Here is an 11669-nt window from a genome sequence, read left to right on the forward strand (position 1 = left end):
CCCCTACCGCCGCAGGCGGAGCCGTAGCCGCGATCAGGCCGCGGCACACCGTCCCGGTCGCACTCTCCGACCTGGCCAGAACCGCCGGAACCGACGTCCCGGCGGGTGCCGCCGAGGTCCTCGTCACCGGTGTCTCGCTCGACTCCCGCTCGATCCGCCCCGGCGACCTGTACGCCGCTCTGCCGGGCGCCGCGACGCACGGCGCGGCCTTCGTCGCTGGTGCGCAGGCGAGCGGAGCGGTCGCCGTACTGACCGATCCCGCGGGGGTTGAGCGCGCGCTGACGGCCGGGCTGCCGCTACTGGTGGTCTCCGACCCGCGCGCTGTGCTCGGCGCCGTCGCCTCCAAGGTGTACGGCGAACCGACCAAGGAGCTGCGGCTGCTCGGCGTCACCGGCACCAACGGCAAGACCACCACGAGTTTCCTGCTCGACGCGGTGCTGCGCCGGCTCGGTCCGGCCGCTCTGGTCGGCACGATCGAGACGCGGATCGGCGACCAGGTCGTGAAGAGCGCGATGACCACGCCGGAGGCGACCGACCTGCAGGCGTTGTTCGCGGTGATGCGCGAGCAGGCCGTGGCCTGGTGCGCGATGGAGGTCTCCAGTCACGCGCTGGCCAAGGGCCGCGTCGACGGCGCCCGTTATGCGGTCGCCGGCTTCACGAACCTGAGCCAGGACCACCTGGATTTCCACAAGACGTTCGAGGAGTACTTCGCCGCGAAGGCGTCGCTGTTCACACCCGAGCGGTGTGATCTGGCCGTGGTGAACATCGACGACAAGTACGGCCGGCGCCTGGCCGCGCAGACCGTCGTCCCGCTGGTCACCGTCTCCACCACCCGCGACGCCGACTGGACCGTCGCCGGGACCCACCAGTCCGAGCACGGCAGCTCGGTGATCGACGTCCGTGGGCCCGGTGAGCAGCTGACGATCGAGATCGTGCTGCCCGGCGACTTCAACGTGGCCAACGCGCTGCTCGCGGTCGCGATGCTGCGGCAGGTCGGCGTCCCGGCCGACGAGATCGCCGCCGGGTTGCGCGACGCGCGCGTGCCCGGCCGGATGGAGACCTTCCAGCGCGACGGACTCGCGGTGATCGTCGACTTCGCGCACACCCCCGACGCGGTCGAGCTGGCGCTGCGGGCCGCCCGCGGGGCGACCAAGGGCCGCCTGTTCGCCGTGGTCGGCTGCGGTGGCGACCGCGATCCGTGGAAGCGCCCCGCGATGGGCGCCGCCGCGGCCCGGGCGGCCGACGTCGTGATCGTCACCGACGACAACCCGCGCAGCGAGGACCCGGCCGCGATCCGGGCCGCCGCGCTCGAGGGCGCGCGCGCCGCCGTACCGGACGTGGACCTGCGGGAGGTCGGTGACCGGCGCGAGGCGATCCGGACCGCGATCGAGCTGGCCGGCCCCGGTGACACGGTGGTCGTGCTGGGCAAGGGCCATGAGACAGGCCAGGACGTCGGCGGCGTGATCCACCCGTTCGACGACCGTCAGACCGTGCGTGAGTTGTTGGAGGAGACCCGGTGATCCCTGTCAGTTGCGGTGACATCGCCAAGGCCGTGGGCGGTGAGCTCGCCGGCGTCGATCCGGCGGCTGTCGTCGACGCCCGTGTGGCGACGGACTCGCGCGAGGTGGTCCCGGGCGGTCTGTTCGTCGCGCTGCCCGGCGAACGCGTCGACGGCCACGACTTCGTGCCGGCCGTCACCGAGGCCGGCGTGACCGTCTCGCTGACCACCCGGCCGATCGAAGGCTGCCCGTGCGTCGTCGTGGCCGACACCCAGACCGCGCTCGGTGAGCTGGCCCGCTACGTCGTGGCGCAGCTGCCCGACCTGACCGTGATCGGACTGACCGGGTCGCAGGGCAAGACCAGCACCAAGGACCTGATCGCCCAGCTGCTCACGCCGTACGGCGCGACGGTCGCGCCGGTCGGCTCGTTCAACAACGAGATCGGGCACCCGCTGACCGCGCTGCAGGCCGACCGCTCGACCCGGTTCCTGGTCGCCGAGATGGGCGCCCGGCACACCGGCGACATCAACTACCTGTGCCGGATCACGCCGCCGAAGGTCGGCCTGGTGCTGAACGTCGGCCATTCGCACATCGGCGAGTTCGGCAGCCAGGACGCGATCGCGGTGGCCAAGGGCGAGATGATCGAGAACGTCGTCGCCGGCGGGACCGCGGTGCTGAACGCCGACGACCCGCGGGTGGCCGCCATGGCGTCGCGGACCCAGCAGAGCGTGCGGACCTTCGGCGAGGCACCGGAGGCCGACGTCCGCGCCACGGGCATCAAGGTCGACGGCGAAGGCCGGCCGAGCTTCACGCTGCACACCGACGGACAGAGCTTCGACGTCCAGCTGCAGCTGATCGGTGAGCACAACGTGTCCAACGCGCTCGCCGCCGCCACGGCCGCCCTCGCGGTCGGGTTGACGCCCGAGCAGGTCGCGAACGGACTGAACACCGCCGCCCGGGTCTCGCAGGCCCGGATGGAGGTCACCGAGCGCGCGGACGGCGTCACGGTGATCAACGACGCCTACAACGCCAACCCCGACTCGGTCCGCGCCGCGCTGAAGGCGCTGGTCGCGATCGGCCGCGCCCGCGGGGCGCGGACCTGGGCGGTGCTCGGCGAGATGCTCGAGCTCGGCGACACCTCGTCCACCGAGCACGACGCGGTCGGCCGCCTGGCGGTCCGGCTCGACGTGAACCGGCTGGTCGCGGTGGGCCCGGGGGCGAAACCGATTCATCTCGGCGCGTCGCTGGAGGGCTCCTGGGGCAACGAGTCGGCGTACTTCGACACGATCCCGGAGGCGCTCGAGCTGCTCCGGGCCGAGCTGCGCGGCGGTGACGTCGTCCTGGTGAAGTCCTCCAAGGCGTCGAACCTGCGCAGCCTGGCCGACGCGCTGCTCGAGGAGGGCGCGTCGTGATCTCGATCCTGTTCGCGGGCGCGATCTCGATGGTCCTCACCCTGCTCGGAACCCGGTGGGCGATCGCCGTCCTGGCCAAGCGTGGGTACGGCCAGGAGATCCGCGACGACGGCCCGACCTCGCACCACACCAAGCGCGGCACGCCGACGATGGGCGGCACGGTGTTCATCGTGGCCACCATCGTCGGCTACTTCGCCGCCAAGCTGCTGACCGCCAAGCCACCGAGCGCCTCGGCGCTGCTGGTGCTGTTCCTGTTCGCCGGTATGGGCGCGGTCGGTTTCCTGGACGACTTCATCAAGATCTTCCGCCAGCGCAGCCTCGGCCTGCGCAGCAAGGCGAAACTGGCCGGGCAGACGATGGTCGCGGTGGTGTTCGCCGTACTCGCGCTGCAGTTCGAGGACAACCGCGGCCAGACGCCGGCCTCGCCGTTCATCTCGTTCATCCGCGACATCAACTGGCTGCACCTGGCCCCGGTCCTGGTGGTGATCTGGATCCTGCTGCTGATCGCCGGCATGTCGAACGGCGTGAACCTGGCCGACGGCCTGGACGGGCTGGCCACCGGCGCGTCGATGATGGTCTTCGGCGCCTACACGCTGATCTGCATTTGGCAGTCCAACCAAAGTTGCGCGACCGCTCCGGGCTCCAAGTGCTACGAGGTTCGAGATCCACTCGACCTCGCGGTGGTCGCGGCCGCGCTGACCGGCGCGCTGTTCGGCTTCCTGTGGTGGAACGCGTCGCCGGCCAAGATCTTCATGGGTGACACCGGTTCGCTGTCGCTCGGCGGCGCGGTGGCCGGCTTCGGCGTGATGACCCGGACCGAGCTGCTCGTGCTGCTGCTCGGCGGCCTGTTCGTCATCATCACCGCGTCGGTGATCCTCCAGGTCAGCTGGTTCAAGATCACCAAGCGCACCGGTGGGGTGGGCAAACGGCTGTTCCGGATGGCGCCGCTGCAGCACCACTTCGAGATGCTCGGCTGGGAACAGGTCAACGTGGTGATCCGCTTCTGGATCATCTCGGGCCTGTGCGTCGCCACAGGACTCGGTTTGTTCTACGCGGAATGGGTTGCCGGATGAGTCTGACCACACGCACTGACGACGGCTGGGCGACCACGCGGTTCGTCGTCCTCGGTTTCGGTACGGCGGGCTACGCGTGTGCCGACTCGTTGTTGCAGGCCGGGGCCGAGCACGTCGTCGTACTGGACGATCGCGACAACGAGCAGCTGCAGGAGAAGGCGCAGATCCTCGGCACGCTCGGGGCGGAGATCCGCCTCGGCGCGGGCAGTACGGCCGAGCTGCCCGCCGACGTCGAGATCGTGGTCACCTCGCCCGGTATCCCGCCGCACGCGCCGCTGCTGACCGCCGCGGCCGAGCGCGGCGTCCCGATCTGGAGCGAGATCGAGCTGGCCTGGCGGCTGCGCGATCCCGCGAACGCGGCGCCGTGGCTGTGCGTCACCGGGACCAACGGCAAGACCACCACGGTCCAGATGCTGACCGCGATCCTGACCGCCGCCGGGCACCGCGCGGTCGCGGCCGGCAACGTCGGACTGCCGCTGCTGGAAGCCGTGATGGACCCCGAGCCGTACGACGTGATCGCGGTCGAGCTGTCCAGCTACCAGCTGCACTTCACCGACTCGATGTCGGCGCACTCGGCGGCCGTGCTCAACCTCGCGCCGGACCACGTCGACTGGCACGGCTCGCTCGAGGCGTACGCCGCCGACAAGGGCCGGATCTACACCAACTGCCAGGTCGCCTGCGTCTACAACGTCGCCGACCAGGCGACCGAGAAGCTGGTCGAGGACGCCGACGTGGTCGAGGGTTGCCGCGCGATCGGCTTCACTCTCGGTACGCCGGGCCTGTCGATGCTGGGTCTGGTCGACGAGTACCTGGTCGACCGCGCGTTCGTCGAGCAGCGCGCCTCGTCGGCGCTCGAGCTGGCCACGCTCGCCGATGTGATTCCGGCCGCGCCGCACAACGTGGCGAACGCGCTGGCGGCGGCCGCCCTGGCCCGCTCCTTCGGCGTACCGGCGACGGCGGTCCGCGACGGGCTGCGCGGGTTCCGGCCGGACGCGCACCGGATCGCGCACGTCGCGGAAGTTGCCGGAGTCAACTATGTGGACGACTCCAAGGCGACCAACCCGCACGCCGCGCAGGCCTCCTTGCTGGCCTACGAGCACGTGGTCTGGATCGCCGGCGGACAGGCCAAGGGCGCGACGTTCGACGAGCTGGTCGTCGCGGCCCGGGACCGGTTGCGCGGCGTGGTGCTGCTCGGCCAGGACAAAGCGGTGATCGGACAAGCACTTGCCCGACACGCGCCTGATGTCCCGGTGATCGTGGTCGAGTCAACGGACACTGGAGCCATGGAGACCGTGGTGGGGGAGGCGACCAAGCTCGCACAGGTGGGCGACACCGTGCTGCTGGCGCCGGGCTGCGCGTCGTGGGACATGTTCGCCAACTACGGAGCCCGCGGGGACGCCTTCGCCGAAGCCGTGAACCGGCTGGGTCTCTGACGCCGGAGGGGATCGCGTGACGATCACTGACCGGCCCGAGCAGAAGTCCAGCCCCGAGCGCGCGCCGGGCAACACGCTGCTGGCCGCCGTGCGCAACGTGCTCGACCGGCCGCTCACGTCGTACCACCTGGTGCTCGGGGCGACCGGTCTGCTGCTGGTGCTCGGCCTGCTGATGGTGGCCTCGGCCTCCAGTGTGCTGTCGTACAACATCAACCACGGCAACTCGTACGCGATCTTCTACCGTCAGTTGATCTGGGTCGGCGTCGGCCTGCCGATGGCCTACGTCGCGTCCCGGATGACGCCCCGGCACTTCCGGATGCTGGCGTACGTCGCGCTGCTCGGCTCGACGTTCCTGCTGGTGCTGACCTACGTGCCGGGCCTGGGCAAGAACGTCAACGGCAACACGAACTGGCTGTCGTTCGGCGGCCCGCTGCAGATCCAGCCCAGCGAGTTCGCCAAGCTGGCGCTGGTGATGTGGTGCGCCGACCTGTACGCGCGCAAGCAGAAGCTGCTGACCCAGTGGAAGCACCTGCTGATCCCGATGGCGCCGGTCTGTGGCCTGGTGATCGCGCTGATCGTCGGTCAGCGCGACCTCGGCACCTCGCTGGTGCTGATGGCGATCATGATCGGGCTGATCTGGGTGGTCGGCGCGCCGACCCGGCTGTTCGTCGCCGCGATCGTCGTGGTCGGCACGATCGCGTCGTACTTCGTGGTCACCGCGCAGCACCGGATGGACCGGCTGACCAACTTCGTCAACCCGTTCGCGGATCCCAGCGGTGTCGGCTGGCAGGCCTATCACGGGCTGTACGCGCTGTCGACCGGTGGCTGGTGGGGCGTCGGGATCGGCAACAGCCGGCAGAAGTGGGGCAACCTGCCCGAGGCGCACACCGACTTCATCTTCGCGGTGATCGGCGAGGAGCTCGGGCTGATCGGGTCACTGACCGTGCTCGCGCTGTTCCTCACCCTGGCCTACGCCGGGATCCGGATCGCGACCCGTTCGACCGAGCCGTTCATCCGTTACTGCGCGGCCGGCATCACGGTCTGGATCATGGCCCAGACGCTGGTCAACCTCGGTGCGGTGATCGGCCTGCTACCGATCGTGGGAATCCCGCTCCCGCTTTTGTCGTACGGTGGGTCCGCACTGCTGCCGACGCTGATCGCGATCGGCATGCTGCTGTCCTTCGCGAAGGCCGAGCCCGGCGCGCAGGCCGCCCTGAAGGAGCACCGGCGGCCGTTGTTCGGGTGGATGTCGTCGTGGCGTACACCTGGCCCGAGCGGCCGTGAGAACACGCGGGAGCGTTGAAAGCTGTGCCGAGCATCGTTCTGGCCGGTGGGGGAACCGCCGGCCACACCTCACCCCTGATCGCGACCGCCGACGCGTTGCGCCGGATCGATCCGACCATCGAGATCGTCGCCCTCGGGACCGAGCGCGGACTGGAGACCCGGGTCGTGCCCGAGGCCGGGTACCGGCTGGAACTGATCCCGCCGGTGCCGCTGCCGCGCAAGCCCACGCCGGCCCTGTTCGCCGTACCGGGCAAGATGCTCAGCTCGGTCAGCGCCGCCCGCAAGGTGCTCGACGACGCGAAGGCCGACGTACTGGTCGGCTTCGGCGGTTACGTGTCCACCCCGGCCTACGTCGCGGCCTGGCGGCGCAAGACGCCGATCGTGGTGCACGAGGGCAACGCCGTTCCCGGCATCGCGAACAAGTTCGCCGCCCGCTACTGCACCGAGAACGTGATCACCTCCTTCCCCGGCACCGACCTGCCGCACGCCCAGTACGTCGGCCTGCCGATCCGCCGGGCGATCGCCACGATGGACCGGGCCGCGCTGCGCGCCGAGGCCCAGCGGTTCTTCGGGCTCGACCCGGCGGCGCCGACGCTGTTCGTCACCGGCGGTTCCCAGGGCGCCCAGCAGCTCAACCAGGCGTTCGCCGGTGCCGCCGCCGACCTGCAGGCCGCCGGAATCCAGGTCCTGCACGCGATCGGTCCGAAAAACACGCTCGAGGTCGAGCAGACCGGCCCTTTGCCGTACCGGGTGCTCTCGTACGTCGACCGGATGGACCTGGCCTACGCGGCCGCCGACCTGGTGGTCTGCCGGTCCGGTTCGAACACCGTGACCGAGGTCTCGGGCGTCGGGCTGCCGGCCATCTACGTTCCGCTGCCGCACGGTAACGGTGAGCAGCGCCTGAACGCCAAGCCCGTGGTCGATGTGGGCGGCGGGCTGCTGGTCGAGAACGCGGCGGTGACCCCGGACTGGGTTCGGGCGACCGTTCCGCAACTTCTGCACGACCGCGCGCGTCTGACGGCCATGTCCACTGCGGCGCAAGGCGTCATCCGGACCGACGCCGACGACCGGTTGGCGCGAATCATTCTCGATGTGGTGAGGTCTTCCTCGTGATCGTCACCGCTCCTGACACCCTGCTGCCCGCCGAGAAGCTGGGCCGGGTGCACTTCGTCGGCATCGGCGGCGCCGGCATGTCCGGGATCGCCCGGATCATGGCCTCCCGTGGCATCGAGGTCTCCGGGTCCGACGCCAAGGACGGCAAGGTGCTGTCCGCGCTGCGTGCCCTCGGCGCCACCTGCTGGGTCGGCCACGCCGCCGAGCACGTCGCCGAGGTGGACACCGTGGTGGTCTCCACCGCGATCCGCGAGACCAACCCCGAGGTGGTCGCGGCCCGGGCGGCCGGGATCCCGATCCTGCCGCGGGCGGCCGCGCTGGCCTCGGTGATGGCCGGCCGGCGCACGATCGCGGTGGCCGGTACGCACGGCAAGACCACCACCACGTCGATGCTGACGGTGGCGCTGCAGCACTGCGGCGTCGACCCGTCGTACGCGATCGGTGGCAACCTGAACGAGTCCGGCTCGAACGCACACGACGGCACCGGTGAGCTGTTCGTCGCCGAGGCCGACGAGTCGGACATGTCGTTCCTGACCTACAGCCCCGAGGTGTCGATCGTCACCTCGGTCGAGCCGGACCACCTGGACAACTACGGCGACGAGACCAGCTACTACAAGGCCTTCGACGACTTCTGCGAGCGGGTCGTGCCCGGCGGCTTCATGGTGATCTGCGTCGACGACGCGGGCGCGCGCCGGCTGGCCGGGTTCGCCCGCGAGCGCGGTGTCGACGTCCGGACCTACGGCGAGTCCGCGGACGCCGACCTACGGGTCACCGAGATCACGGCGTCCGGTGCGGTGCAGTCGTTCGTGCCGATCTTCCGGGGCCGCAAGCTCCCGGTCGTGCACCTGCAGCAGGCCGGCAAGCACAACGCGCTGAACGCCGCGGCCGCGCTGACCGTCGGGCTCGGCCTGGGCTTCTCCGCGGCCGACCTGGCCGAAGGGCTGGCGTCGTTCACCGGCACCGGCCGGCGGTTCGAGTTCAAGGGCATGGAGGACGGCGTCCGGGTCTACGACTCCTACGCGCACCACCCGACCGAGCTGGCCGTCGACCTGACCGCGGCGCGGCAGGTGGCGGGGGAGGGGCGCGTGATCGCCTGCTTCCAGCCGCACCTGTTCAGCCGGACCAGGATCTTCGCCGCGGAGTTCTCCGAGGCGCTGGCGCTGGCCGACGAGGTCGTCGTGATGGACGTGTTCGCGGCCCGCGAGGACCCCGAGCCCGGCGTCACCGGCGCCCTGATCGCCAACCACGTGCCGCTGAAGCCGGAGCAGGTGCGGTTCGAGCCGTCCTGGTCCGCCGTACCGCGGGTGGTCGCCGACCTGGCCCTGCCGGGCGACCTGGTGGTCACCCTCGGAGCCGGTGACGTGACGCTGATCGGGCCCGAGGTGGTCGGGCTGCTGGCCGAGCGGGCGGCGCACAACGCCGCGCTGATCGAGTGAGCCCTGGGGTGACCCGCGGATGAGTCAGAACGCCGACCTGGCCCGGGCCCAGCAGCGGTTCGCGCGCCGGCAGCGGCTGGTCCGCTGGAAGAGCTGGCTGCCCTGGGCGGTCGGCGGCACGCTCGTGCTGCTGTCCGCGATCACCGTCTGGCTGTTCTACTTCTCCTCCGCGCTGGCCGTCGACGGCGTCCGGGTGACCGGCGTCGACACGGTGCCGGTGGCAACCGTCACCCAGGTCGCCGCGGCTCCGCTGGGCACCCCGTTGGCCAAGGTCGACCTGAGCGTGATCGCCGAACGGGTGCGTGGCATCCAGTCGGTCGCCGACGCGCAGGTGACCCGGGCCTGGCCGAACCAGCTGGAGATCGTGGTCACCGAGCGGGTGCCGGTCGTGGTGGTCACCGACGGCAAGCAGTTCGAGCTGGTCGACGCCACCGGTAAGTCGTTCAAGACCGTGCCCGCGCGGCCCGACGGGCTGCCGGAGGCGCTGGTCGTCGGGGCCCGCCGGGACGTGACGATCCGCTCGGTGGTGACCGTGTCAGCCGCTTTGCCGGTCTCGCTGCGGTCCGAGGTACGGTCGATCTCGGCCTCGTCGCCGGACTCGATCACCCTCAACCTCGGCTCGGGGGTGAAGGTGGTCTGGGGTGGTTCCGATGACAGTGCGCGCAAGGCCGAGGTACTCAGCGTGCTGATGCGGCGCCAGGCCAAGGTGTACGACGTGTCCGCCCCCGATCTCCCTGTCACCAAAGGGGAAAAGAGGTAACGCGTCACATCCCGAACCACATCACGGGACGGGCGGCGAGGCGCGTGGACATTGGCAGAACGCGTCCCGTAGCGTGCGACGCAATCGATAAAGTCGAGACAACTCTAAGCATCCACTTGAGGTTCAGTCTTTTCGCTGGAACTTTCGCTGGAATACGGCCGGGAACGGCTGGAAATACGGCCAACTGGTCACAACGGGACAGAACGAGGCGAGAGGCGCGGACGTGGCGGCACCGCAGAACTACCTGGCACTCATCAAGGTCGTCGGTATCGGCGGAGGCGGCGTGAACGCCGTCAACCGGATGATCGAGCACGGTCTGAAGGGCGTTGAGTTCATCGCCATCAACACCGACGCGCAGGCGCTGTTGATGAGCGACGCGGACGTCAAGCTCGACATCGGGCGCGAGGAGACCCGCGGCCTGGGCGCCGGCGCGAACCCCGCGATCGGCCAGAAGGCGGCCGAGGACCACGCGGAGGAGATCGAGGAGGCGCTCAAGGGCGCCGACATGGTCTTCGTCACCGCGGGTGAGGGCGGCGGCACCGGCACCGGCGGCGCTCCCGTGGTGTCCCGGATCGCGCGCTCGCTCGGCGCGCTGACCATCGGTGTGGTGACCCGGCCGTTCTCCTTCGAGGGCAAGCGCCGGGCGACCCAGGCCGAGGACGGCATCGCCGCGCTGCGCGAAGAGGTCGACACCCTGATCGTGATCCCCAACGACCGGCTGCTGACCATCTCCGACCGGGCCGTGTCGGTGCTGGACGCCTTCAAGCAGGCCGACCAGGTGCTGCTGCAGGGTGTGTCCGGCATCACCGACCTGATCACCACGCCGGGCCTGATCAACGTCGACTTCGCCGACGTCAAGGCCGTGATGTCGAACGCCGGCTCCGCGCTGATGGGCATCGGCTCGTCGCGCGGTGAGGACCGCGCGGTCGCGGCGGCCGAGGCGGCCATCTCCTCGCCGTTGCTGGAGGCAAGCATCGAGGGCGCGCACGGCGTGCTGCTGTCGATCGCCGGCGGGTCCGATCTGGGCCTGTTCGAGATCAACGAGGCCGCCCAGCTGGTCTCGGAGTCGGCACACACCGACGCCAACATCATCTTCGGCGCGGTGATCGACGACGCGCTCGGCGACGAGGTCCGGGTCACGGTGATCGCGGCCGGCTTTGACGGCGGGATGCCGAAGCGCCGCGAGCAGGCGATGAACAGCGCCCGCCCGCAGAACCGGGCCGGCAGCGCCGAGGCGCCGCCGCAGCGCCAGGACAACACCGGCTTCCCGGCCCAGCGCCAGGACGGCGGAGGCTTCTCCGCGCAGCGCCAAGACGGTGGCGGGTTCTCGGCCCCGATGCACCAGCCGGGCCAGGCGCCGGGCGGCAACAACCCGCCCGGCTACAGCCCGGGCGGCGTGGGGACCAACCAGAACAACGCCGCGTCCAGCCAGGGGCAGTCGGCGCAGGACCAGTCCTCGCAGGGCCAGCCAGCACAGGGACAGTCGCAGGGCCATTCCTCGCAGTCCGCGCAGGGGCAGCCCACGCAGCACACCCCGCCGCAGGTCCCCGGCACGGTCCCGTTCAGCAGCAGCAACCCGCCACCGACCTCCACCTCGCCGGCCACTCAGACCCCGGCTCCGGCCGCGGACCAGGGCGGCGCGCAGGTGACGCACGGCCA

At 70.6% G+C, this 11669-nt stretch carries 8 protein-coding genes and 1 pseudogene; all 9 read left to right on the forward strand.

Features of this window, described 5'->3' with window-relative positions:
* Positions 1 to 71: 71 nt before the first annotated feature.
* Complete coding sequence (locus ACQPXM_RS16680; RefSeq protein ID WP_432951032.1) at positions 72 to 1520, forward strand: UDP-N-acetylmuramoyl-L-alanyl-D-glutamate--2,6-diaminopimelate ligase; 1449 nt, start codon at positions 72 to 74, stop codon at positions 1518 to 1520.
* Positions 1517 to 2911 carry a UDP-N-acetylmuramoyl-tripeptide--D-alanyl-D-alanine ligase gene (locus ACQPXM_RS16685; RefSeq protein WP_432949533.1) on the forward strand — a complete coding sequence of 465 codons (1395 nt, stop codon included), beginning with the start codon at positions 1517 to 1519 and terminating at the stop codon, positions 2909 to 2911. Before ACQPXM_RS16680 ends, ACQPXM_RS16685 begins: the two co-directional genes overlap by 4 nt.
* Positions 2908 to 3984 (forward strand): phospho-N-acetylmuramoyl-pentapeptide-transferase, encoded by a 1077-nt coding sequence (gene mraY, locus ACQPXM_RS16690; RefSeq protein WP_432949535.1) that lies wholly within the window; start codon positions 2908 to 2910, stop codon positions 3982 to 3984. The genes ACQPXM_RS16685 and mraY overlap by 4 nt, the downstream gene beginning before the upstream one ends.
* Positions 3981 to 5417 (forward strand): UDP-N-acetylmuramoyl-L-alanine--D-glutamate ligase, encoded by a 1437-nt coding sequence (murD, locus tag ACQPXM_RS16695; protein WP_432949537.1) that lies wholly within the window; start codon positions 3981 to 3983, stop codon positions 5415 to 5417. Before mraY ends, murD begins: the two co-directional genes overlap by 4 nt.
* A gap of 16 nt (positions 5418 to 5433) precedes the next feature.
* Entirely contained in the window at positions 5434 to 6720 is a 1287-nt protein-coding gene (gene ftsW, locus ACQPXM_RS16700; RefSeq protein WP_432949538.1) for a putative lipid II flippase FtsW, read from the forward strand.
* A gap of 5 nt (positions 6721 to 6725) precedes the next feature.
* Positions 6726 to 7814: an undecaprenyldiphospho-muramoylpentapeptide beta-N-acetylglucosaminyltransferase gene (gene murG / locus ACQPXM_RS16705; RefSeq protein ID WP_432949540.1), complete on the forward strand. Its 1089-nt coding sequence runs from the start codon at positions 6726 to 6728 to the stop codon at positions 7812 to 7814.
* A complete protein-coding gene (murC, locus tag ACQPXM_RS16710) occupies positions 7811 to 9250 on the forward strand; it encodes a UDP-N-acetylmuramate--L-alanine ligase (RefSeq protein WP_432949542.1) in 1440 nt (479 codons plus the stop codon). The genes murG and murC overlap by 4 nt, the downstream gene beginning before the upstream one ends.
* 19 nt (positions 9251 to 9269) lie before the next feature.
* Positions 9270 to 10010 carry a cell division protein FtsQ/DivIB gene (locus tag ACQPXM_RS16715; RefSeq protein WP_432949544.1) on the forward strand — a complete coding sequence of 247 codons (741 nt, stop codon included), beginning with the start codon at positions 9270 to 9272 and terminating at the stop codon, positions 10008 to 10010.
* 223 nt (positions 10011 to 10233) lie between these two features.
* A pseudogene (gene ftsZ / locus ACQPXM_RS16720) lies at positions 10234 to 11229 on the forward strand (cell division protein FtsZ); the annotation flags it as partial.
* Positions 11230 to 11669: the final 440 nt, after the last annotated feature.

It is taken from the genome of Kribbella sp. CA-253562 (assembly GCF_050942265.1).
GTDB lineage: Bacteria > Actinomycetota > Actinomycetes > Propionibacteriales > Kribbellaceae > Kribbella.